The 24,099-nt window shown below is 36.9% G+C and carries 22 protein-coding genes; 19 read left to right on the top strand and 3 right to left on the bottom strand.

From position 1 onward, the window contains the following. Positions 1 to 136 precede the first annotated feature (136 nt). A complete protein-coding gene (locus M3610_RS13910; RefSeq protein ID WP_251459853.1) occupies positions 137 to 1,222 on the bottom strand; it encodes a CotH kinase family protein in 1,086 nt (361 codons plus the stop codon). 334 nt (positions 1,223 to 1,556) lie between these two features. Here M3610_RS13910 and M3610_RS13905 point away from each other — a divergent pair, with 334 nt between their 5' ends. From M3610_RS13905 to tuaH, 17 genes are all read left to right on the top strand, one after another. Then, positions 1,557 to 2,051 carry a hypothetical protein gene (locus M3610_RS13905; protein ID WP_251459851.1) on the top strand — a complete coding sequence of 165 codons (495 nt, stop codon included), beginning with the start codon at positions 1,557 to 1,559 and terminating at the stop codon, positions 2,049 to 2,051. Positions 2,052 to 2,174: 123 nt separating this feature from the next. Then, complete coding sequence (locus M3610_RS13900; RefSeq protein ID WP_251459849.1) at positions 2,175 to 2,546, top strand: hypothetical protein; 372 nt, start codon at positions 2,175 to 2,177, stop codon at positions 2,544 to 2,546. Between the two features lie 487 nt (positions 2,547 to 3,033). After that, positions 3,034 to 4,392, top strand: coding sequence for an arsenic transporter (locus tag M3610_RS13895; RefSeq protein WP_251459847.1), 1,359 nt, complete (start codon positions 3,034 to 3,036; stop codon positions 4,390 to 4,392). A gap of 596 nt (positions 4,393 to 4,988) precedes the next feature. Beyond that, positions 4,989 to 6,089, top strand: coding sequence for a pyruvate kinase (locus M3610_RS13890; RefSeq protein ID WP_180230247.1), 1,101 nt, complete (start codon positions 4,989 to 4,991; stop codon positions 6,087 to 6,089). A gap of 268 nt (positions 6,090 to 6,357) precedes the next feature. Then, complete coding sequence (locus M3610_RS13885) at positions 6,358 to 7,158, top strand: hypothetical protein (protein ID WP_251459845.1); 801 nt, start codon at positions 6,358 to 6,360, stop codon at positions 7,156 to 7,158. A gap of 140 nt (positions 7,159 to 7,298) precedes the next feature. After that, a complete protein-coding gene (map, locus tag M3610_RS13880) occupies positions 7,299 to 8,036 on the top strand; it encodes a type I methionyl aminopeptidase (protein WP_251459844.1) in 738 nt (245 codons plus the stop codon). Positions 8,037 to 8,195: 159 nt separating this feature from the next. Continuing rightward, positions 8,196 to 8,600: a MerR family transcriptional regulator gene (locus M3610_RS13875; protein WP_311315825.1), complete on the top strand. Its 405-nt coding sequence runs from the start codon at positions 8,196 to 8,198 to the stop codon at positions 8,598 to 8,600. Positions 8,601 to 8,669: 69 nt separating this feature from the next. Continuing rightward, positions 8,670 to 9,980, top strand: coding sequence for a hemolysin family protein (locus M3610_RS13870; RefSeq protein ID WP_251459840.1), 1,311 nt, complete (start codon positions 8,670 to 8,672; stop codon positions 9,978 to 9,980). Positions 9,981 to 10,350: 370 nt separating this feature from the next. Next, positions 10,351 to 10,932 (top strand): sugar transferase, encoded by a 582-nt coding sequence (locus tag M3610_RS13865; RefSeq protein WP_251460077.1) that lies wholly within the window; start codon positions 10,351 to 10,353, stop codon positions 10,930 to 10,932. Positions 10,933 to 10,948: 16 nt separating this feature from the next. Beyond that, the gene (gene tuaB, locus M3610_RS13860; RefSeq protein WP_251459838.1) at positions 10,949 to 12,394 is read left to right on the top strand and encodes a teichuronic acid biosynthesis protein TuaB; all 1,446 of its coding nucleotides are present in this window, start codon (positions 10,949 to 10,951) and stop codon (positions 12,392 to 12,394) included. A gap of 13 nt (positions 12,395 to 12,407) precedes the next feature. After that, positions 12,408 to 13,604, top strand: coding sequence for a teichuronic acid biosynthesis protein TuaC (tuaC, locus tag M3610_RS13855; protein WP_098576424.1), 1,197 nt, complete (start codon positions 12,408 to 12,410; stop codon positions 13,602 to 13,604). A gap of 24 nt (positions 13,605 to 13,628) precedes the next feature. Next, positions 13,629 to 14,963, top strand: coding sequence for a UDP-glucose 6-dehydrogenase TuaD (gene tuaD, locus M3610_RS13850; RefSeq protein WP_251459836.1), 1,335 nt, complete (start codon positions 13,629 to 13,631; stop codon positions 14,961 to 14,963). Positions 14,964 to 14,978: 15 nt separating this feature from the next. Next, on the top strand, positions 14,979 to 15,920 hold the full coding sequence (locus M3610_RS13845; RefSeq protein WP_251459827.1) for an NAD-dependent epimerase/dehydratase family protein: 942 nt from the start codon (positions 14,979 to 14,981) through the stop codon (positions 15,918 to 15,920). A gap of 24 nt (positions 15,921 to 15,944) precedes the next feature. After that, positions 15,945 to 17,387, top strand: coding sequence for a teichuronic acid biosynthesis protein TuaE (tuaE, locus tag M3610_RS13840; protein WP_251460075.1), 1,443 nt, complete (start codon positions 15,945 to 15,947; stop codon positions 17,385 to 17,387). A gap of 14 nt (positions 17,388 to 17,401) precedes the next feature. Next, on the top strand, positions 17,402 to 18,091 hold the full coding sequence (locus M3610_RS13835; protein ID WP_251459825.1) for a hypothetical protein: 690 nt from the start codon (positions 17,402 to 17,404) through the stop codon (positions 18,089 to 18,091). Positions 18,092 to 18,102: 11 nt separating this feature from the next. Further along, the gene (gene tuaG / locus M3610_RS13830) at positions 18,103 to 18,861 is read left to right on the top strand and encodes a teichuronic acid biosynthesis protein TuaG (RefSeq protein ID WP_251459822.1); all 759 of its coding nucleotides are present in this window, start codon (positions 18,103 to 18,105) and stop codon (positions 18,859 to 18,861) included. 15 nt (positions 18,862 to 18,876) lie between these two features. Next, positions 18,877 to 20,034, top strand: a complete 1,158-nt coding sequence (gene tuaH / locus M3610_RS13825; RefSeq protein ID WP_396953648.1) for a teichuronic acid biosynthesis protein TuaH — start codon at positions 18,877 to 18,879, stop codon at positions 20,032 to 20,034. 650 nt (positions 20,035 to 20,684) lie between these two features. On the opposite strand, the gene M3610_RS13820 is transcribed toward tuaH, so the two are convergent. Next, a complete protein-coding gene (locus tag M3610_RS13820) occupies positions 20,685 to 22,037 on the bottom strand; it encodes an arsenic transporter (RefSeq protein ID WP_251459814.1) in 1,353 nt (450 codons plus the stop codon). A gap of 307 nt (positions 22,038 to 22,344) precedes the next feature. Here M3610_RS13820 and M3610_RS13815 point away from each other — a divergent pair, with 307 nt between their 5' ends. Both M3610_RS13815 and M3610_RS13810 read left to right on the top strand, forming a co-directional pair. Continuing rightward, a complete protein-coding gene (locus M3610_RS13815) occupies positions 22,345 to 22,719 on the top strand; it encodes a DnaJ family domain-containing protein (protein WP_251459812.1) in 375 nt (124 codons plus the stop codon). A 79-nt stretch (positions 22,720 to 22,798) separates the two neighbouring features. After that, positions 22,799 to 23,650, top strand: coding sequence for a D-alanyl-D-alanine carboxypeptidase family protein (locus M3610_RS13810; RefSeq protein ID WP_251459810.1), 852 nt, complete (start codon positions 22,799 to 22,801; stop codon positions 23,648 to 23,650). A 54-nt stretch (positions 23,651 to 23,704) separates the two neighbouring features. Here the strand turns inward: M3610_RS13810 and M3610_RS13805 are convergent, their stop codons facing one another. Next, positions 23,705 to 24,034, bottom strand: a complete 330-nt coding sequence (locus M3610_RS13805; protein ID WP_098576434.1) for a hypothetical protein — start codon at positions 24,032 to 24,034, stop codon at positions 23,705 to 23,707. Positions 24,035 to 24,099 lie beyond the last annotated feature (65 nt).

Raw genomic sequence — 24,099 nt, 5'->3', positions numbered from 1 at the left:
AATCTTTTCCTCCTTCAAATTAAATAAACATTTACACTGCATCTATATGTATCACGGTATGATGTTGTACTAATAAAGTAGCCTTTTTTTCCTGTTTTGGGGAAAAATAGGCAAAAAAAAAGTATATAATTGAACTTCATATACTCTTCACCTTAAAAAATGATGTTAATTCTTTCTTTAGATAAGCGTTTCTATTTTTTATAAAATTAAAATAAACCTTTTTTTCTTGCTCAAGGGTATCAGCTGTAGTCTTTATATACGGATCTAGACTAATATGTGGTTTTAAGGTTTCGAATAAGCCATCAATTATAGGTTTTTGAACATCTAGAGTAAAATCGTTTTCCAAAATACTTGTTAAAATTTCATTATAAAGGTTTCTAAATTGCGGAAAGTGGAAAAGTCTTGCAGAAAGTGTGTTATATCCAGTTAATGGTACATAGTCATAATCAAGTTTTCTGCCATGAAGATTTCTTCCCCAGGTACCATCATAATCCCAAGGTGAAATTTCATAAAGTCCTGTTTCACCATTTTTATATAATGCATAATTATGGATAAATCCATCATAATTCTGAACACATACCGCTCCAGCTACCCATCTTAAGTATTTCTCTACATCCAATACTTTTGGGATTTCCTTTGCAAAATCTTCATTATTTAGCGCATTAATCATAGCAATAAAGTTACGCAAATCATCGATATCCTCTTTTTCGCCATATTTTATTGTGTATCCTTGATCCAACCTTTTTTTTATTTCTTTTTTCTTGGTTAATAAAGAGAAATTTGCTCGATTATTGGTTGCATAAATAATAGGTCCATCCGGCAAGTTTCTTTTTTTAAGGAGATATTGATCAAAGGATTCAATCTCTAAATATATACCCTTATTATAACCATTGATATACAACAGAACATGCTGCGAGTGTGGAGAGATGACGCCAATTCGATCAAAGAAATCAAGCGATAGTTTATTCCTGCTTAATGATACATCTGAAAATTCTGCATTGAGGTGAATTTCATGAGCCCCATTAATCTTGAACGGCTTTTGAAACACAATTCGATAGGATTTTTTTTTCTTATCCCTTATTACGTTTCCTCTATAAGCAACTTTAATATTAATACGATTTTCACCTATTTTTAATATCGCTGGTACTAATTCATCATTCCAAATGTCATTATCCAATTTTCTTAACCACTTCGGATTAATTAAAATTTCATATTTTAACACTTGAATTCTCCTAAGTCATATTTTTTCTAGATATATGCATCCTCACAAACGAATGTGTATATAACTAAAAAAAAATCAGACTAAAAAAATATATGATTGTCTATGTCAAATAGATGAATTCATCATAATCTGAAATAGAATAGAAAAAATGTTTAGGAAAGTGGTGGAGAAATGGTACTAAAGCTTGATATTGAGCATTTACTTTCGCAAGCTAAAGAAAATGGCTTAGTTGGCTTTTTGGATAACAATCCTGTAGGTAAAAAAGCAAGCAGCAATAAATCATCCTCAGATAGTACAGGATCTACTGGAACGACCAGCAGTTGTAGCACCAGTAGTGACACAAGCGGAAGTTCTGACAGCAGCACTGGCAGCCGTAGCAGCTCAAGCAGCAGCAGCAGCTCAGGTAGCAGCAGCTCAAGTAGCAGCAGCTCAAGTAGCAGCAGCAGCTCAAGTAGCAGTGGCAGCTCAGGCAGCAGTAGCTCAAGCGGCAGTGGAAGTTCTAGCAGCGGAAAAGGACCTAAAGGGCCTAAAGGACCTAAAGGACAACAAGGCAGTTCAGGCAGCGGCAGTTCGGGCAGTGGCAGTTCGGGCAGTGGCAGTTCGGGCAGTGGCAGTTCAGGCAGTGGCAGTTCAGGCAGCGGCAGTTCAGGCAGCGGCAGTTCGGGCAGTGGCAGTTCGGGCAGTGGCAGTTCGGGCAGTGGCAGTTCGGGCAGTGGCAGTTCGGGCAGTGGCAGTTCAGGCAGTGGCAGTTCAGGCAGCGGCAGTTCAGGCAGCGGCAGTTCAGGCAGCGGCAGTTCAAGCAGTGGCAGCACCGGCAGCGGCAGCATAGGAACTAGCAGCACAAGCAGTAGTAGTACTGGAAGCAGCAGCACAAGCAGTAGTAGTACTGGAAGTAGCAGCACAAGCAGTAGTAGTACCGGAAGCAGCAGCACAAGCAGTAGTAGTACTGGAAGTGGCAGTACCGGCAGCAGCAGCACCGGCACTGGAAGTGGCAGTACCGGAAGTGGCAGTACCGGAAGTGGCAGTACCGGAAGTGGCAGTTCTGGCAGTAGCTCAAGCAGTGGCAGTTCTAGTAGTGGAAGAGGGCCAAAAGGTCCTAAAGGACAACAAAGCAGCGGCAGTACAGGAAGCTCTGGCAGCTCTGGCAGCTCCAGTAGCTCCAGCAGCTCGAGCAGCTCCAGTAGCTCCAGCAGCTCGAGCAGCTCTAGCAGCACTGGCAGTACAGGAAGCTCCAGCAGCACAGGCAGTACAGGAAGCTCCAGCAGCTCCAGCAGCACAGGCAGTACAGGAAGCTCCAGCAGCTCCAGCAGCACTGGGAGTATAGGAAGCTCCAGCAGCTCTGGCAGCTCTGGCAGTAACGGATGCACTGACAGCAGCAGCAGTTCTGGAAGCAGTGGCAGTAGCGGAAAAAAGGGCCCTAAAGGTTGAGAATACAAGTAAGCGACCGATACTAAAACAGTATCGGTTTTTTTATAGGATATTTTAAAATAATTGTTGATAAATAGAGCTAGTTCTTTGAATCCAACTCCAGCGCCATACGGCTAGTTAATCGCTAAACAAACAATCAATCGCGCGTTCTATTCATTAATTTGTACATAAACCCAACAAAAAGTATTAGTGATACTGAAAAAATAGGTAAAAATCTAGAAAAATTTTTGAAAATATTTCTAGTTAGATGCTGATTTACTCCCTTTACGAGATATTCGTTTAGAACAAGCTGGTGCATAAGGACGTACTATGAAGTAAAGGACAAGATTGAATAAACGGAAACTTACGAAGGAAACTTAAGTGAAGGGAGTAAAATAACTTTTATGTATTATCAATCGACGGTAATTATCACCATCTCCGCTTTTATTCTAACAATGGTCTTGATCTTTATCCGTCCCAAAAATATAAACGAAGCAATACCTGCTGCATTAGGCGCCATCCTCGTCTTTTTAAGTGGAAGCGTTTCGATCGGAGATTTACTTGACATAAGTTCAAAGGTCACTGGGGCAGCAATTACTATTATCGCAACAATCGTTATGGCGATCGTACTCGAAAGTTTTGGCTTTTTTAGTTGGACAGCAGCTTTAATGTTAAAGCTCTCAAAGGGGTCCGGAATCCGATTGTTTTGGAATACCTTATTACTCTGCTTTTTGATGACTCTATTTTTTAACAACGATGGAAGTATATTAATAACAACACCGATATTGATTTTAATATTAAATAATTTGAAGTTAAAGAACCGGCAGAAGATTCCATTCCTACTAAGCGGCGCGTTAATCGCAACTGCCTCAAGCGCCCCAATCGGTGTTAGTAATATCGTTAATCTAATTGCATTGAAAATCATTGGTATGGATTTGTATCTTCAAACGGAAATGATGTTTGTTCCCGGAGTACTAGGATTACTATTTTTATCCTATCTTTTATACCTAGTATTCAAAAAAGATATTCCAACAGAAATCCGCTTCCACTCCTACTCAATCCCACTGCAAAAGAACCGCCCATACCATCCACTCCAACAAGGGTCAGAAAGCTTATTTGACCAACAAAAGAAACTCATGATCACTATGTTGATCTTCGTTTTCCTTGTAAGGATTAGTCTCTTCGTCGCTTCCTTTATTGGCATCTCAGTCTCATTGGTTGCTGTATGTGGTTCAATGATCTTATTGATTTGGAGATGGATTTATTTAAAGATAAACCCAAAAGACGTAGCAGGAAAAATACCGTGGCATATATTAATCTTCGCCTTTAGTATGTATGTCATCATCTACGGATTACACAATATTGGATTGTCGCAGCTTCTATTAAGCTATTTAAAACCAATCGTTAATGACAGTTTGTTTCATGCAAGCTTAACCATGGGGGCAATCACTGCCTTTCTCTCAAATATCTTTAACAATCATCCAGCCTTAATGTTATCCACTTTTGCCTTGACCGATATGGGACTAACTCCGTTATTAACAAAAACCGTTTACTTATCTAACATCATTGGCAGTGATATTGGCTCGCTTATCCTTCCAATCGGTACTCTTGCAACACTCCTATGGATGCATATTCTAAAAACAAATAAAATAAGAATAACATGGATGGAATATATTAAAGTTACCATTGTTGTTATCCCAGCCACTATGGTCTTCACCCTCATTAGCTTATACTTATGGCTATTATTGGTATTTGCAGCATAATAAAAACAGGATTCATCATTTGATGAGTCCTTTACTTTACCTTTGCCCCAAAACGGTTCTCATGTCATTCATCCATTTCTAAAAATTCCAATATTTTAATCTTAATATTCATTAATACAAAACCTTTTACATTTAATTAATAATAAGAAAAATAGAACCTTTCGGACTTAAGGATGTGAAAAGATGTGGTTAATTCTCCAACGACTAATCTAGACCTGGAGAAACATTTATTAAAGATTTATAACCATATAATCCAATTAAGCGAGGAGAATGTTAGTAGCATCCCAGTAAGTGATGGAATTCAAAATCGGGATAACTTATGGGCTTATCTAGCCTTTCTTGAACAAGATACTCTTGAATTACGGCAAAAGTTGGTGGAAAACGGCTTTCCGACACTTGAGCAATCGCATATGCACGTTTTATACTCTTTAGAAAAAATATTAGAGAATTTGAATGTTACCAAGTTTCCTTCCAAAAAGATTTTTGTTCCCACTCCCCTAGAATCACGGACCATTATGGAGAACCGCTCGGAGGTACTCCTAGGTAAAAAGAATACTCAACTTCAATCAACAATAATGGTCACCTTAGATGAGAATATGATATACAATAAAGCCCTACTAGAAGATTTATTAGTAAATGGGATGAACATTGCAAGAATAAACTGTGCTCATGGTCATCAAGATTTATGGAAACAACTAATAGAAAATTTAAAAACAGCGGAAAAAAGGCTAAAAGCAAATGGGAAATATATTAACAAAACATGCAAAATATTTATGGATTTAGCGGGACCAAAGGTTCGCATCGGAAAACTTAATCATGTCAAAATAACCGTAAAAACAGGAGACCATTTACGTTTATACCTTGACTCAGAAAAACTTGCGCATCCAGCAACAACAAACTATCCTGCAGGTGTCCCAGTTACATTAGAGAAAGCTTTTCGTAATGTTCAAATCAGAGATCCAATTTTTATTGATGATGGAAAGATTTCAGGAGTTGTTCTTAAAGTTACAAAGGAATTCATTGAAATAAAGATTAGTTCAACTGTAGTCCGTGAATTTAGAATAAAAGAGGGGAAAGGTCTGAATTTGCCTGATTCACTAGTAAGTTTGAATGTAAGTGCCTTAACTGAGAAGGATATTGGCGATTTACCTTTTGTTATCCAACACGCTGACATTTTAGGATTATCATTTGTCCACTCTCCACTTGACCTTAAAAAACTTTATGATGAATTAGAGAGACATAGCGCTATTCATATGGCGGTGGTTGCAAAAATCGAAACGAAGGATGCAGTCCATCAATTAGCAAGAATAATCTGTGAAGGATTAAAATTTAGGTCATTTGGTATTATGATTGCAAGAGGTGACCTCTCCGTTGAGGTAGGTCCTGAAAACTTATCATATGTGCAAGATGAGATATTAAAAATCTGTGCCGTTTCTTATATTCCAGTTATTTGGGCAACAGGCGTTTTAGAAAGATTAACAAAAAAAGGACTCCCCACACGTTCAGAAATTACAGATGCCTCTTATGGAAAACGAGCAGATTGTGTCATGCTTAATAAAGGTCCATATATTATTGATTCGTTAGTATTACTTACAAAATTATTAAAAACAGAATCAAGGAATTTGCCAAAAAAACAAAGGGGTTCTTTAAATTTAACTGCTCAATACAATGTATTTAATAGTTGGTCAAAAAAGTGAGTTTGTTTTGAGCCATGTTTCTTTGTCCACTTATTATCTGTGAACCTCCTAACCTTTTTTGATTGTGAAAAAAATAGACGTATGTACAAATAACATACTAAATGGAGCCTGACATATATATAAGAAAAGCATCAACATTTTGAGCATAATTTTAGCCGGTGAGACGTGGGAGCATTGTGTATTTCCTAAAAACTTAAATAAAGTAGTCGCTTGTCTTTAACACTTCCCTCCTTATTGAATACTATTTATATAAAAGGCATGTGAGGATATGTATTTAGTTGGCTTCTACTCTCCAAAAGCAAAATCAGGTGTCACTGAATTGGCCTTATCCATCTATAATTGGCTTAAATTAAATACGAATGTATCTGCTGCATTTATTTCGTACGGGACTTTAGAAAAAGAAGAAATAACAAACGAACTCGTCCATGAATTTTCAAAACTATCACTAATGGAACAAAAACGTAAAGTTAAAATCATGAAAAATGAATATGATATTATTATTTATGATGCTTCCAGTCAACTGTCAGAGGGGGTATTAAAACTATTACCGATTGTTGACCGGCTATTTGTAGTTGGTGAAGAACATACTGATTTTGCCGTTAAACTGCAAAAAATCATTCAATTTGATAAAATTTTTGATAAGAGCGTGAAAAATTTTATTACCCACTTACGAGGCAGTAAAACTTTTATCATCCGTGAAAACAAGGAAGATCGAGTGATAGGCTTTAATTATACGAAAAATGAAACGAATGCGATTGGGCAGATGGTGTACACAGATTATGTCACACGGTATTTAGAAGAAAAATTCATTGATAAAAACATTAAAATATTTAACAAAATTTTAAAAATACCAAAGAAGGAATTGTATAAAGGCCTGCACCAATTAGGAATTGATTTTGAAAAAGCGCTGCTTTTTCATGAATATGTCTTTCTTCGGGAAGCTTTAGGACAAAAGTACGAAGAAGCGATCGAAAACCTCTTTCCGCTATTAATTAATTCCACCTATAAAGAAATCTTCGAAAAATTTCAACTCGAAATTAATTTTATCAAAAAAATAAAAACCTTATGATTGAAAAAATACAGAGTAGCTGGATTAACTCTGTATTTTTTTTACCCTTAATAATTATAATCCTTGGATTTTACCTGTAGATAAATGTACAATCTAATAGGTGTACATTACTTAAGATAAAATTATAGGTGGGAAAAAGAATGATTGCAAAGACCGAAGAAGATTTTAATGGCTTGAAAGAAATTGGCAGAATTGTTGCTATGATTCGCGATGAATTAGTGAAACAAGCGGTACCTGGAGTAACCACTAAAGAACTTGATGATATAGCTGCTGGTTTATTTGAGAAGGAAGGAGCCATTTCAGCTCCAAAAGGTGAGTACGATTTTCCTGGCTTTACATGTATTAGTGTAAACGAAGAAGTGGCTCATGGAATTCCGAGCAGTCGTGTCATTAAAGAAGGAGACTTGGTAAATATTGATGTTTCAGGTTCCAAGAACGGTTATTTTGCTGATACCGGCATCTCGATTGTAGTTGGAGAAGGGGAAGAGATTTTAAGCAAGATCTGTGCTGTAGCAAAAGAAGCTTTTGAAGCTGGCCTAAAAAAAGCCAAACCCGGCTCCAAAATTAATGGAATGGGTAAAGTGGTATTCCAAACAGCTAAAAATCATGGATTAACCGTAATTAAAAATCTGACTGGACACGGAATTGGACGCACTATCCACGAAAAACCTGAATATATTTATAATTACAATGAAACTTCTGACAATGGATTATTAAGGGAAGGAATGGTTATTGCCTTCGAACCATTCATCTCAACACATGACGAAGAAGTGTTTCAACTGGATGATGGCTGGACGTTTGTTACAGAAAAAAGCTTTGTAGCACAATACGAACATACGTTGATCATCACTAAAAACGGACCAGTGATTTTAACATGATAATGAAAAGTAAGATATAGAACATTTTCCAGTTCTATATTTTATTTTGTCAACATCAAACCACACATCAAACCATTACGTTGACTGTATGGTTTGATGTGTGGTATATTTGTATTAATATATATGGGAAGGAGTGAGTAATTTGGGGAGTTATATCGAATTGGTGAAATAGCAAAATTGAAGAATATCTCTAAACGGACCATTGATTATTACACCCAAATAGGCTTACTAAACCCTATTCGGACGGATTCTAATTATCGATTGTACGGAGAAGAGTGTATTAAGATTTTAAATATGATTGAACACTATAAAAATCTAAATATGCCACTGGAAGAAATCAAATCTTCGATTGAATTAATTAAATCAGACAGCACCATCGATAAACAAAAAGTAGAAAAACATTTTGAACAGATTGCAAGTATTATGCAGCATTTGAAAGAAGAAATAAACGTGATGGAACCCATTCTACAAAGATTAAACCATCAACAAAAAGATGTGCTTGTTAATAGACTTTCGTCTGAAGGCCGTACACTCGCACAATCATTATTATTACTATTTGGCTAGAATAAAAGAATTTAACACGTAAAAAACAGGAGGTGTATTCCTTACTTAAATATTTAAGTAAGGAGACCATTGATAATTAGTAATCTACTAATAATAGCAATTTTAATTGCTTTTACAGCATTTTTTGTAGCGTATGAATTTGCTATTGTTAAAATCCGCGGTACACGTATTGATCAACTCGTTAGCGAAGGGAACAAGAATGCAGTCGCGGCAAAAAAGATCGTTTCAAATCTAGACGAGTATTTATCGGCATGTCAACTAGGTATCACCGTGACAGCTTTAGGGCTTGGGTGGTTAGGAGAACCAACGGTTGAGCATATCCTTCACCCGTTATTGAGTTACTTGAACATGCCTGAATCCATTTCGAGTATCACTTCCTTTATCCTTGCGTTTGCATCCGTAACATTTATTCATGTTGTGGTGGGTGAACTAGCACCTAAAACTTTTGCCATTCAAAAGGCAGAAACGGTCACTTTGATCTTTGCAAGACCGATGATGCTCTTTTATAAGATCATGTATCCGTTTATTAAAGCCTTAAATGGATCTGCTCGTTTAATCGTTGGAATTTTCGGTCTAAAACCAGCTTCAGAACATGAAGCTGCACACTCAGAAGAAGAACTCCAAATAATCATCTCTGAAAGCTACAAGAGCGGGGAGATTAATCAATCGGAATATAAATATGTAAACAATATCTTTGAATTTGATAACAGGAATGCAAATGAAATTATGGTGCCTCGTACGGAGATCGTTGCATTTGATATCTCACAATCATTAAATGAATGTCTTCAAATTGTAACGGAAGAAAATTATACTCGTTACCCAGTAATTGATGGTGAAAAAGATAACATCATTGGTATGGTAAACATGAAAGAAGTGTTTACTGAATATATCAAAGGGAAGAATGTTGAAACCTCGATTCAAGAGTACGTTCGTCCTGTTATTCAAGTGATTGAATCGATTCCAATTCATGATTTGCTTTTAAAAATGCAAAAAGAACGTGTTCATATGGCAATCTTAATGGATGAATATGGCGGTACTGCTGGTTTAGTGACTGTTGAAGATATTCTTGAGGAAATTGTCGGCGAAATTCGTGACGAATTTGATGCGGACGAAGTACCCGAAATCAATAAAATCAGTGAAAACAAAACGATCGTTGATGGTAAAGTTCTGATTGATGAAATCAATGACTTATTCGGGCTTGATCTCGAAAATTCAGATATGGACACCATCGGCGGATGGATCTTATCTGAAAAGATGGATCTCGTCGAAGGTGATAAAGTTAGATATGATGATTATGAATTCAAAGTGCTTGAAATCGATGGTTACCATATTAAATCACTAGAAATTTTAAAAATAGCTAAACAAGAATCCATCGCTTAGCTTAATTAATGCCCTCTTGTCTAATCAAGGGGGTATTTTTTTATAATCATTAAAAGCTGTCCCAAAAAAGGAGATTGATCCCCATCCTTTTTGGTGCAGCTTTTTCATTTAATCGATAATTCTACCTATATTTTGTAAAGAACTTTACAAAGTATTTATAAACTTCATAAATATTCAAAATCTTTTACAAACTCTTCACCCTTCCTCAACAGCAGCTTCAAATTATGTACCTATACTTTACGTATGGGCTAGCCAGTCTCATTATCAATAAATCTTTTGGGGTGATCAATTTGTGAGTACTGAAAAAAGCTACAATTTCTACCAAGATTATCTAAAGGTATCATCATCAAAACTCACATTACCAAAGAATGTGGAACAGTATCTCTATCTAAAAAGAGCGTATGACATTTTCCTTGCAACCGTAGGGTTAATAATTGCAATACCAATAGTTCTTTTATTTTCAATCCTCATTGTGATTGAAACACCTGGTTCTCCATTTTACGTACAAGAGCGACTTGGAAAGAATGGGAAGCGATTCAAGCTGATGAAGTTACGCTCCATGAATATGGATGCTGAGAGGGAAGGGGCAAAGTGGGCTGAGGTAAATGACCCACGTATTACAAAAGTGGGAGCATTCATCCGAAAGACTCGCATTGATGAGCTGCCTCAATTGTTCTCTGTTTTAAAAGGAGACATGTCCATTATTGGGCCTAGACCCGAAAGACCATTCTTTACAGCGAAATTTAATAAAGAGATAAAGGGATTCGAAAATCGGTTGTTAGTCAAACCAGGTTTAACAGGACTTGCTCAGGTTAGTGGCGGGTATGATATTTCTCCAAGTGAAAAACTTCGATATGACCTGGCGTACATACAAAATTTAACCTTCTCACTTGAAGTCAAAATTATGGTGAAGACATTCAAAGTGATTTTCACAGGTGAGGGAGCACGTTAATAAAGGCGGGAAGTTTATGTCAGTCATCAGAGATCAATTACATAAAGGCGTTAAGTGGACGGGAATTTCTACACTTATGATAACAGCCATCCAAATTATCCAGTTTGGGCTGCTTGGCAAACTAATGAGTATATCCGAATTCGGGCTAGTAGGAATGATTACCACGATTGTAGTTTTTGCCCAGATCTTGCTGGATCTTGGTTTTGGTACAGCAGTGATTCAAAAAGAAGAGGTTTCTGCCCGTATATTGTCATCACTGTTTTGGATAAATATGGTAGTAGGTGTAGGGCTGTTTGTGCTCTTATTTCTCTTTAGCCCGCTGATTGCGACATATTTTCATCGAGGTGAATTAATCGAACTTATTCGAATATTGGCTGTGATGTTTTTAATCGCTCCGGTCGGGCAGCAATGCCAATATTTGCTGCAAAAAGATTTGCGATTTAATTTACTTGGGGCCATTGAAGCAGGGACAACATTCACCTCTTTTTTAATATTAGTGATCCTCATACTTATCATTAGTCCAATTTACGCCTTTGTCATTTCACAAGTCGTTCTTAATTCATTAAAAGGCATTCTTTATTTTATCTGTTATCAAAAGAAATGGCGCCCATCATTCGTATTTGATTTGTCGGAATGCAAGGAATACATGGCGTTTGGGGCCTACCAATTAGCCTCCCGGTTAGTCAACCGAATTGGTTCCAACCTTGATGTAATATTAATTGGCCGCTTTATGGGCGCTGAGGCACTAGGTATTTACAATCTGGCCTATCAAATCGTGACCATACCAGTCTTAAAGATTAATCCGATTATTACAAGGGTTGCTTTTCCGGTTTTTTCGAAAAGCCACCAAAACCAAGTATTAATAACTGATGGGTTCTTACACATGACAAAATTGTTGAGTCTAGTTTCGTTTCCCATCTTAATGGGTCTCACCGCCGTATCTAATGTGTTTATTTTAACTGTTTTTGGACAAAAGTGGCTGGACGCCGTTCCAGTTGTACAAATCATGGCAGTCGTAGGCATTCTTAGGGTTTTAATGAATCCCAATGGATCCGTTATTTTAGCCAAAGGAAAAGCTAATATAGCATTTTATTGGGATGCCGGTGTTCTCATTCTCTATGGGGCCTCTTTATGGATAGCGGTAATGACGAATAATTTGGAAGTTGTAGCCTGGACCTATGCAGGAGTAAGCCTGGTAAATTTCTTAGTTGGAAGATGGTTATTAAACTGGTTAATTCAGCTTCGGTTTCGGCAATATCTGCAAACTATTTCTGTTCCATTCTTATTATCTTTGCTCATAACAACACTCGCCTTTTGTTTGAAAAAGATTTCGAGCTTTTATTTTACTCAAACCAGCATATGGCCGCTAATTTTTTCCGTAGGAATAAGTGCGATCGCCTATATTTTGCTTTTGTATAGGGTTTATCCCGATTTTTTCTTGAAGATCGTAAAAAACAAATAAGAGGGCAAACATAATGAAAATTTTATGGATTACAAGTGTCTATCCAAGTGACGAATATCCAGGGCAAGGTGTTTTTCATGAAACTCAAGTTCAATCATTAATCCGTTTAGGCGTAGAGGTTACGGTGATTTGTCCTGTGCCGCGTCATTCAACCTTAATCAAGTATGTAAAAAGGCAGTATCGAGCAAATAAGGAGATCCCATTTAAGTATGTTCGAAAAGGAGTGACGGTCTACCGTCCGCCTTATTTAGCACTTCCGGGCCAACTCAGATGGTCTCAACCGGATAAACGGATGGCAGCTTCCATCTTAAAAACAATGTCTGATGGCTTAATAGAGCCCGATTTAATTCACGCACATTTTGCCATGCCGTCTGGAGGGGCAGCGAGAATAGTTGCAGAACATAAAAAGCTGCCATGGATTTTAACGTTACATGGCAGTGATGTAAATATTTATCCTTTTTATAGTGCAAGATCGAAAAAAATATTCGAACAAACCGTACATGCGGCAAACCTGGTCTTGGCAGTGGGTGAAAGCCTTAGGAATAAAGCAAAGGAGTTAACAGGCAGAGATAGTATGGTGCTTCCCATCGGGGTTGACCTATCACGCTTTAAACCTAGTGATGAAACCAAAACGCAAATCAGGAGACGCCTCCAACTCCCTGAAGAAAAGAAGATTATTGTTTTTATAGGAAGATTAACAGAAGCAAAAGGAGTTTTTGAACTTGCTCATTCACTTCAATGGCTTTCTAACGAAGTAGCCATTTTGTTTGTTGGCGATGGACCAGCTAAAGAAAAATTAGCCCAGCATTCCGACTTCAATAGACGGTTGTTCCTTATGGGGCAGGTTGAAAATGAAAGAATAAGTGATTATTTGCTTGCTAGTGATGTGTTTGCTCTCCCATCTTATACAGAAGGGATGCCAACCGTTGTTATTGAAGCACTAGCCTTGAAGGTGCCTGTAATTTGTACTGAAGTGGGGAGTGTCCCAGAATTATTTGGTGAGCATCGCCATCTTTTAATTGATAGTAAATCGGTATCCAGCCTAGTGACTCGATTAAACGAGATTTTAAACAGAAATCCCTTTACCACACATGTTCAGGATGAACTCTATGAACATATTCAAAAAAACTATCATGCTGACCGAAATGCCGTTTTATTAAAAGCTGTTTATAAACGGACAATAGAATCCATTTATTCAACGATCAAGTAATACGAACCGAAAGGATTGATAAGGATGAAAAAAATAGCTGTTATTGGAACTGGATATGTTGGACTCGTTTCAGGTACATGTTTTGCTGATTCAGGAAACCAGGTTACTTGTTGCGATATTGATCAAATAAAAATTAATGAACTCACAAAGGGGATTATGCCGATTTATGAGCCAGGATTAAAAGAACTAGTTCATAAAAATGTTCGCAAAGGAACACTTAAATTTAGCGCTAATATCAGTCAAGAGATCCAAGATGCTGAGGTAATTCTCATTGCAGTCGGCACCCCAATGACATCATCAGGTAAGGCTGACTTAACCTATGTAAAACAAGTCGCTAAATCAATTGGTGAAAATTTAAATAATTATAAAGTAATTGTCACTAAAAGTACGGTACCTGTCGGAACTGGAAAATTAATAGAATCGGTTATTCAAGAATACAACAATGGAAACCATCCTTTTGACGTTGTCTCTAATCCTGAGTTTTTAAGAGAAGGTTCGGCTATTAAGGATACGATGAATATGGAGCGTGCCGTCATTGGTGCAACAAGCGAAAAAGCTTTTCAAATGATTGAGGAAATACATCAGCCCTTTACGGCCAATATTGTGAAAGCTTCTTTAGAAACGGCGGAAATCATTAAATATGCTGCCAATGCATTTTTGGCAACCAAAATCTCATTTATAAATGATATTGCGAACATATGTGAACGTGTTGGTGCCGATGTTACTAAAGTCTCCGAGGGAATTGGTCTTGATAGCAGGATTGGCAATAAATTTTTACAAGCTGGTGTTGGATTTGGCGGATCCTGCTTTCCTAAAGATACTGCTGCACTTCTTCATATTGCTGAGGATTGTGGATACAATTTTAAATTAATCAAGGCAGTGATTGATACAAATGAAGGACAAAGGGTGCAACTGGTAAAAAAATTATTACGTGCATTAGGTTCTTTTAAAGGGAAAACAATTAGTGTTCTAGGATTAGCATTTAAACCAGACACCGATGATATTCGGTCTTCTCCGGCACTGGATATTATTCCTTACTTAACAGAGCAGGGGGCAATCGTTAAGGCATATGATCCCATCGCGATCGTAGAAGCAAAAAAACAGATCGGCTATCAGTGCACCTATTCAGAGAATATATATGAAACGATTCGGGAAACAGATGCTTGCGTGATTTTAACAGATTGGCAGGATGTAAAAACATTAGATTTACCGTTAGTAAAGCAATTAATGAAACAGCCTCTAATGGTGGATGGACGGAATCTCTTTGACTTAGAGTTGATGAAACAACTTGGATATACGTATCTTTCAGTTGGAAGACCAGCCATTCAAGCGGGATCTTTCACAACAAAGGCAATATAGGAGGAGGTTATTCTGATGAGAAAAGTAATCGTCACAGGCGGAGCAGGATTTATTGGCTCCCATATAGTAGAGGAATTGCTTCAAAATAATTACCATGTCACAGTCATTGATAATTTTTCAACAGGCAGACAAAAAAACATCGATCACTTACCTATTGAGATCTATAATCACGACATTACCCATCCTAGCGTAATTGATTTAATTGTTTCTCTTAGTCCAGATTATATTATTCACCAAGCGGCACAAGTAAGTGTGGCGGAGTCTGTTAAAGACTTTCTATTTGATGAAAAAGTAAATATTAAGGGTTCGCTGCACATTATAAAAGCAGCGATTGAATCAAAGGTGAAAAGATTTGTATTTGCTTCGTCTGCTGCGGTGTATGGAAACCCGGTTTCACTGCCTGTTACCATTTCACACCCAACTCATCCGGAATCACCATATGGACTTACAAAGCTATCGGTTGAAAATTATTTAAAAATGTCTTGTGAACTGTATCAGCTGCCATATAGTATTTTGCGCTACAGCAATGTATATGGACCAAGACAAGACGCAAAGGGTGAAGGAGGAGTCGTAGCTATTTTTTCAGATAAACTCACCGAAAATAGAACACCTTTCATATATGGAGATGGATTGCAAACGAGAGACTTTATTTTTGTTAAAGATGTGGCAACAGCAAATGTAAAAGCACTAAATGTAAAAGAAAATATTTGTGTCCATGCGTCTTCCGGCTCATGTATTTCTATCAATGAACTGTTTGAAACGATGACTGAAGCCGCTGGTTCGAATCTGCGCCCGATCTATAAACAAGAGCGTGCAGGCGATATTAGGCATAGTATTCTTGAAAACGAAGAAACGAAAACAATACTAAATTGGGTGCCGGCTGTCAACCTGTTCGAAGGGTTACAGGCGACTCTCCAGTTCTCAAAGGAAAACCAATTGCAATCATTAAATGGTTAGTTTGAAAAAGGAGAAGGAAGTTTGATGCAAAGTAATCTACTAGTTAAACAAGCAACAGGTGTGTCAGCTTTTCTCTTAGCAGGATTGGCCATTACCTATTCACTTGTTGAAATGCCGGTTATAATGATGATTTTTATTGGGGTATGGGCGGTCATCGTTATTACTTTACTTATAAAAAGCAATGTTATTAGTAAACCGCAATTTCCCGCCGTTATGTATTTATTAGTCATGACAACATTTCTGAATCAATCAGTTCTAAACATTCATGTTGGATTTTTTAGCATATTTTTGTATCGCTTGGTTCTAATCGCAGCAGTTATAGTCTTTTTGTTTCATGCAATAAAAGAAAGGAATCTTCCTCAATTTTGGAATCAAGTAAATGTAAAAGGGATATTGCTTTTTCTACTGTTTTGGATGGCTTATGGTTCGGTATCACTACTTTGGGCAAAATCAATTATAGAGGGTATTAAGTCGTTAATTCTTTTGGGTATGGGAATAACGTTTGTCTTTTTGGCCGTCTTTACATTTAGAAAAATGACTAGTTTGTTCTTGTTTTATGGAATCTGGATGTTTATGACAGTCTTTTTAATGGTGATTGGATTAATCAATCATTTTGCTCACATCCAGCTGCCTACATCAACATTGTACGGTGGTCCTGAATATAAGCTGTCATATCCAACATCTGTTTTCTTTAATCAAAATGATTTTGCCACATTTCTTACGATATCGTTCTTTTTTTATCTAGCTTTAACAAAAAATAGTAAACATGTATTTTTGAAAACAACCAGCATACTTCTAGCTATTATTTGTGTGTATCTCATTTATTTGACAGATTCACGGGCAAGTTTGCTTGGTGTAATGATTGGATTACTTGTTTATATGTTTATCCTTCTTCCAAGATTTTTAAAGAAAATGGCCGTTACTATCGGATCAACCGTATTTCTATTGAGTACGATTGTATTTTTCGGCAAGTTAGTAGATTTGTTTAACGCTTCAACCATCAATCTTAGTAATGGAATGCTTCCATCTAATGTAGCAAGATTAAATTTACTGAAGAATACCCTTCAATACATATTAGATAGCTTCGGATTCGGGGTGGGAGCAGGCAATATCTCATTCTATTTGAAAAACGAATCCATCTATCCAACTAATAATGTTGTAGAAGTTCATAATTGGCTTGCGGAAATTATGGGTAATTTCGGAATTGGTATTTTACTTGGTTACATAACTATGTATGCCTATCTTTTCATACGTCTTTATAAATTTTATAGAGTTGGAAGAAATAGAAACCAAAAAGGATTACTTGAAGCGTGTATGATGGGGCTAATTGGATTTGCTGTTTCGAGTATCAGTCCGAGCTCTATTAGTAATCTATTTTTTCATTGGGTATTTCTAGGATTAGTTATTTCTACGGTTTCTGTGCTTAAAGACACGAAAAATCAACATCAACATGAAAAATCCTACTAAGGAGCAAGGTTAAAATGGGACATATGATTCAACGATTAAAAGAAAGAATGAACAAATACTTCTTAATATTATTAGCAACTACCATTTTTCTGGGCATAATTGGATGGCTTCTTCCCGTGGGACAAGAGAAATCAAGTTATACATTAGAAACTTCGATATCCTTGGGAAACTATATGAATCCTGAGTTAAATAATCCTAAACCTGTGATCAGTTTATTAACAAACGCTCCTTTTTATGAAGAACATTTGAAAGATCTATGGAAGGAAAAGTTTGAGGAAATAAATACGAATTTACATGTAACTATGGGACCTGATAACATCATTAATCTTTCATATTCAGATCATTCAGAGGAAAGCACAGCCAAGGTCCTTAACGAGATTACTAGTACTTTTATCGCCATCGATCTAGATAGGTTCCAAGAAAAACAGAAAATCATTCAAGAATCTATCGATGCAATAACAAATGAAAAAGTAGGACCTGAGGCAAAAGTAGACCAGCAGCGTTTCTTATATGAACTTAAGACTGCTAAAGACGACATAAGACATGCTGAAATATTAAAACCTGCGGATTTTAATGCACTTGGTACTGAAAATAGAGCTTTCAACTCTAAGGAAAGAGCAGTATTAGGGATATTATTGGGCGTCACATTAAGCTTTCTATGGATCGTTTTTCCCATCATTTTCAAGGAACAGTCATTTGAATAGGAGGTTATTTCATGAATCCACAGCAGCCACTGATCTCAATTATAACGCCTTCATATAATGCCAGTGTGTTTATCGAGGAAACAATCACTTCTGTTAGAAAACAAACCTATCAAAACTGGGAAATGATTATTGTCGATGATTGTTCTACTGACAAGACACCAGCTATTTTAGAGCAACTTGAAAAAGAAGATGAAAGAATTCATGTTTTATATTTACATCAAAATGGCGGGGCTGCGGTAGCCCGAAACACAGCTTTGCAGCATGCAAAAGGCAGATATGTGGCATTTCTTGATAGTGATGATTGCTGGAAACCTGAAAAATTAGCAAAACAGCTTTCTTTCATGCAATCCAATAACTATGCTTTTACATTTACCCGCTACGAACTTGTAACAAATAAAGGGGTGTTGTTGAACAAACAGATATCTGCTCCTGAGGAAATTTCGTACGATGATATGCTAAAGAATACGATTATTGGATGTTTGACAGTCATGATTGATCGAAAGACGGTTGGCCATTTTCAGATGCCAAACATACGCACACGACAGGATTTAGCCACCTGGCTAGCCATATTAAAAAAGGGGTTCAATGCATACGGATTAAATGAAAATTTGGCCGAGTATCGGACTGGGAATCCTTCAATATCAAGGAATAAGTGGAAAGCAGCAAAAATGAATTGGTTTGTATATCGCAAGGTAGAAAAACTTAACGTCATCAAAGCTTTTTGGTGTTTTTCACATTATGCCTTTCATGCTCTACTAAAAAGAATTTAAAAAGGGATGGGACAAATGAAGAATATACATATCATTGTGGCAACAGGGGAGTGGGGGCAGGACCAGTTACGTTACCGAAGACATCGGCTTGCAGAATATCTTCAAAAACATTCAGATACAAAAGAGGTTATTTGGTTATGCCCGTCACCAACACAAAAAGAAAAGTCCTGCTCTAGATTGTCAAATGGAATAAAACAATGGACCATACAAGATTTATTGCCACATAAAGTGTTTCGGTTTGGACGATATATTGATGAATTTCATAGATCAAAACTTCACCCATTATTACAATATTTAAGAGAAGAACAGGAAAAGTATAAAGTGAATTTATGGTATACCTTTCCAGGTTACCCAATCCTTTCTGACCTCTTTTCCTGGAATAAAGTCGTTTATGATTGCAGTGATTTATGGACTTCGCCTATCAGTGGGAAAAACTCCATCCTAGCTAATTCTAGAAAAAATATCATATCAAAAGCTGAAAATCGGATTATTCAAAGGGCAGATGTAATTACTTGCACCTCTGAGTATCTAAGTTCGAGAATAGTAGAAAATTTAGGTTCCCAAGAAAAGGTGTTCACCTTTGAAAATGGGGTAGAATATGATTTATTTGCGAACAATCCAACACAAATGGAGAATATTCTACCTGCTCAATTTAATGGTACGGTTTTAGGATTTATCGGTGGCATTAAACCGAAACTGGATTTTGATTTGATAAAGGAGGCAGCACAAAAAAAACGAGAATGGCTTTTTCTGTTTGTAGGTCCAGATGGCACGAATGATCATCCAAAATTTAAAGATTTATTAACCGAGAGAAATGTTTTATGGACTGGAAGTGTCGAACCTTCAGAAGTACCAAAATATATGAACTTAATTGATATTGGTATTATGCCATACAAATCCTCTCAATATAATCAAGCTGTCTTTCCATTAAAGTTATTTGAGTTTTTAGCAGCGGGGAAGTCGGTACTTGGTTTGCATTTGCCCTCAACGAAAAAATATGCCGAGGAATCTGTCTATGCTTATTTAGATACCGATAGTACGAACCAATTCATCCAAGTATGTGAACAATTAGAAGGGACTATAAATGATGAAAATATGATTCATAAGCGTAAGACACTTGCTAAATCAAAAAATTGGAACGAAGTATTTGAGGACATGTTTAGATTGGTTTAAAACAAACCGAGATAGCGTCAATTTTTGGAGACCCATAAAGGGTTTCTTTTTTTGATAGTTGTTTTTTGAGTGTGTAAATGATCACAGGTGTGGAATTTTGATGAAGGAAATACTTGCGGGTCAAAAAAGAATAGTAAATACTTAACCCAGTCAATGTCTATTTGATTTTGATTTAAAAAATGAGTAATAAAAAATCCGTATAAATGCTGCCGAAATAAAAATCAGAAACAGAATATTAAGAAAATTATTCATACAACTACCTCCCCATTTGGAAATTACTTATAAAAATGAACCATTGTATTGGAATGGCTATAGTTACATTTTATCCAGTAAATACTAAGAAATAGTTGATTCGATGTTAACCTTTTGTAAAGTATTGTTATATTTATTTTATAGATATTGAGGCTTGTTTAGCACAGGTCCATATGAAAACTTTTATAATCTTGAACAAATATAAGGAAAATACATATATTTATAATATGTAGTAAGTCTCATAAAAAAAGACCGTGAGCTCAAGACACGGTCTAAAAACAACTAAAGTAGTGAATGATTAATCCAACCTCGTCAGCCAAAACAGGATGGATTTTTCTTTGTGGACATTTTTTTGCTCATCTGAATAACACCTTTCTATCTGTTATTAAAATCATTTTTTAGTTCTGAAGTGTGCCTCCAAATAGCCATGATACCCAATAATATAGAATTACCAAGGTAAACAAGGTAGCTGGCGGGATAACAACGAAGGTTATTTTCATATACTGCCACCAACTAATCATGACTTTTCCTTTCCTTACAATATGCATCCACATTAACGTGGCCAGAGTTCCCATTGGTAGTAATAATGATCCCATGTCACTTCCTATGACATTGGCAAGATAGGATATTTTTAAACTGAGCAGAGGTAGATCCATATTTGTTAATGTTAGTGTGCCGACCATTAACGCAGGATGATTATTAAATATGTTCGAAAGAACGGATAACAAGACACCCATTAGTACACTGGCATGAAGCAGGCTTCCAGAAACCAGTGGATGCATGAAGTGGATGAGCCACTCTGTTAGACCAATATTATTTAAACCGTAAATGATCACATACATACTAAAAGCGAAAACGATGATATACCACGGCGTTTTCTTCACCATATCGGTGGGAGGTATTTTTAAATATGCCCATCTCCAACCTAAAAGGACAAAAGAGCCAAAAACTGCCATAAGCGAAACTGGAATAGACAGAAACGATGCGACAAAGAGGCTGACACGAACCGCAAAGACAAACAGTAGAACGTTTCTCATAAATCTCGATCGGTCTTTCTCAGAAGCATGTTTCAATGGACTTGGCTTAAGTGGATGATAAGAAGAGAGTGAAAGCCCAATTACATTAGTAGGGATCGTTTTTGGTAAGACCTTTTTGAAGCGAAGAAACAAAAGCCAGGTCAGTAGAAGTAAACCAAGTGTTGCAGGGACAAACATCATCGCCGTATGCAAGTACAAACTCATGTGGACGATTTTTAGGGCGATTAGATTGACAATATTACTTACGCCAATGGGCGCACTTGAAGCGGTCGCGATTAATGCACCTGAAAGCAAATACGGAATTTTTTGGTGGTTTTTTAAGCCCATATTATTTAGCAGTATAACTAATATTGGTGTTGTGATTAAAATACTTCCGTCGTTATTAAAAAAGAGTGTCATTAAAAAACACAATAGATTGACATACCAGAATAATCGAATGCCAGACCCTTTTGCTTTTTCTGCAAGCTTTTCTGCCATCCAGTTAAAGAACCCAAAACTTTCTAAGACGATGGCCATTACTATTGTCGCCATTATGGTAATCGCGGCACCACTGATTGTTTCCGCTATTAGACCGAGGTCAGAGAATGTAACACTCCCACTTAAGATGACAACGATCGCACCAATCGCAGCAGGGATTGCTTCATTAATACCTCGGGGTCTCCAAAAAATAAATCCTAGGGTGAGTAAAAAAGAAGCTATCGTTAACCAAATCATTGAATAAATTTCTCCTTTCGGAAGCTAGTATTTCATGAAATCAATCATGAGCGACTTTACCTCCACGTTTTGCATCCGCATCTATCCCTCCATTCCATCTATCCCTCTTGTGACTTTGTACTGTATGTATATGTCTCCCGACTGAGACAGGCTTTAGGTTTGTACCTGTTTTTTCCGAATTTCCGCTTGAGTCTATAGTGGTTGAAGACAGAGAGAGCCCCCGAAAATACGGCGGCTCTCTTAACTAGTTTATGTTTACTAAATTTCTTCCAAATAAGTTAAAATAGATATTAAAAAGAGGTGTGTCATGGACTTATTTTCAAGAATAGCGGAAGATAAAATAAAAGAAGCAATAAAAAATGGGGAATTCGAAAATCTGCCTGGGTTGGGCAAGCCGTTGGAACTTAAAGATGATCTGCCAGGGATGAGCGCAGAAATGAAAATGGGTTACCGAATGCTTAAGAATGCAGGATTCATTTCAGACCAAGTCGATTTACGAAAAGAATTGATTACCTTAAATGATCTCATTTCCGCCGCCACTGATGACGAAGAAATTAACAGTTTACAAGAAAAACTAACAAGGAAACAGTTGCAGTTTGAAAAAGTGATGGCACAAAGAAGGAAAAATTCGAATGGACGTTTCGGCAGTTATGCGGAGAAAATTTATGGAAAAATTAAATAAGTAGTTGTCTGGCTTCACTAAAAATGGAACAAAATAATTGCAAGAAGATAAAGGGTTTATTACTGGAGGTACATACGTCATGTCTACCATCAATAAGATTGCTGCAACATTATTGTCAGTCCTGTTTCTAATAGGAGGAATGGTACCGAATAGGATCAGTGCTGCTGAATCAGAGGTCCCCAATATTGTGGGGGTGTATGGAGTAGCCATTGATGCAGTGACAGGCGAAATTCTTTACAACAAAAATGCCCACTCAAAAGCATTTCCTGCAAGTATGACGAAAGTGTTAACGGCCATTATTTTAGATGAACAAATAAAAGATGGGACCTTATTAAGGGTTAGCTCACATGCGGCGAATCAAGAATGCCTCTGTTTGGGGCTTACAGCAGGGGAAATGATTTCTAAACAAGACGCGATGAAAGCTTTATTATTATTAAGTGCGAATGATGTCGCCGTTACAATTGCTGAGAACGCGGCCGGAAGTGAAGAAGGATTTGCAGTTCTCATGAATCAGAGGGTCAAAACATGGGGCCTTAAAAATACTCATTTCGTTACATCAAATGGGCTTCATGACCCAAACCATTATACAACACCCTACGATATGGCCCTCATCACCAAAGAAGCGCTTAAACATCCTAATGTACTAAAGGTTATGACTACACGAAAAACAATGATTAAAACAAGCAAGAAAGAAAAGACAATCAGTAATCTATTTAAATTTCACAGGAGCCCAAACTCGATTACTGGTAAACCTGGGTTTACAAATGCGGCTCATCATACACTATTGGAATACTTAAAAAAAGGAAATAAGGAAGTTATCTCGGTTGTCATGAAAACCGATAAACAGTCAAAATACAGCGATATTCAAACCATGGCAAACTATTCATTTGCCCATATGAAGTCAGAAAATGAGTTTCCGGAAGGTAGGTAGTGAGGAGGGACCCATTCATTTGACCTCAAAAAATAGACCGCCTTGTCAGCGGTCTTACTGTTGTTCTTGGTCATCCCAATAATGTAAAGTATCGATTTTACCTGTCGGCTCACTTTTTAATACATTCCCATCCTTGTCTTTATATACCTCGTACTCCTGGTACGTTTCTACGATATAGCCATCCACTTTTTCGATTTTCTCTAGTTTTTCCTCCAAAACGGGAACATCGCTGGAAGGCTCAACTTCTACAGGCTGTGCCATTACAGGTTGATCGGCTGAATAGGTAAAGTTTTTATTAATAAATGAGTACGGTGAATCAAGATATGCTGCAAAACCTAATGTGGCCAATAAGCAACAAATACTAATAAAGGTTTTTAATTTCATAAAATGGGCTCCTTTTTCACTTCATCCTCGTAACCCATTTTATGCGTGTCCTAAAAACATATGCA

The sequence above is a fragment of the Neobacillus sp. MER 74 genome (genome assembly GCF_023714155.1).
The sequence above is the reverse complement of the archived record's forward strand: the minus strand, read 5'-3'. Positions and strand labels throughout refer to the sequence as shown.

Coding starts and splice junctions, on each gene's coding strand:
- M3610_RS13805 (WP_098576434.1), bottom strand. CDS start 24,034: ATGAAATTAAAAACCTTTATTAGTATTTGTTGCTTATTGGCCACATTA.
- map (WP_251459844.1), top strand. CDS start 7,299: ATGATTGCAAAGACCGAAGAAGATTTTAATGGCTTGAAAGAAATTGGC.
- tuaB (WP_251459838.1), top strand. CDS start 10,949: ATGTCAGTCATCAGAGATCAATTACATAAAGGCGTTAAGTGGACGGGA.
- tuaD (WP_251459836.1), top strand. CDS start 13,629: ATGAAAAAAATAGCTGTTATTGGAACTGGATATGTTGGACTCGTTTCA.
- M3610_RS13890 (WP_180230247.1), top strand. CDS start 4,989: ATGATATACAATAAAGCCCTACTAGAAGATTTATTAGTAAATGGGATG.
- M3610_RS13885 (WP_251459845.1), top strand. CDS start 6,358: ATGTATTTAGTTGGCTTCTACTCTCCAAAAGCAAAATCAGGTGTCACT.
- M3610_RS13820 (WP_251459814.1), bottom strand. CDS start 22,037: ATGATTTGGTTAACGATAGCTTCTTTTTTACTCACCCTAGGATTTATT.
- M3610_RS13835 (WP_251459825.1), top strand. CDS start 17,402: ATGGGACATATGATTCAACGATTAAAAGAAAGAATGAACAAATACTTC.
- M3610_RS13895 (WP_251459847.1), top strand. CDS start 3,034: ATGTATTATCAATCGACGGTAATTATCACCATCTCCGCTTTTATTCTA.
- tuaH (WP_396953648.1), top strand. CDS start 18,877: ATGAAGAATATACATATCATTGTGGCAACAGGGGAGTGGGGGCAGGAC.
- M3610_RS13810 (WP_251459810.1), top strand. CDS start 22,799: ATGTCTACCATCAATAAGATTGCTGCAACATTATTGTCAGTCCTGTTT.
- tuaG (WP_251459822.1), top strand. CDS start 18,103: ATGAATCCACAGCAGCCACTGATCTCAATTATAACGCCTTCATATAAT.
- M3610_RS13845 (WP_251459827.1), top strand. CDS start 14,979: ATGAGAAAAGTAATCGTCACAGGCGGAGCAGGATTTATTGGCTCCCAT.
- M3610_RS13815 (WP_251459812.1), top strand. CDS start 22,345: ATGGACTTATTTTCAAGAATAGCGGAAGATAAAATAAAAGAAGCAATA.
- tuaC (WP_098576424.1), top strand. CDS start 12,408: ATGAAAATTTTATGGATTACAAGTGTCTATCCAAGTGACGAATATCCA.
- tuaE (WP_251460075.1), top strand. CDS start 15,945: ATGCAAAGTAATCTACTAGTTAAACAAGCAACAGGTGTGTCAGCTTTT.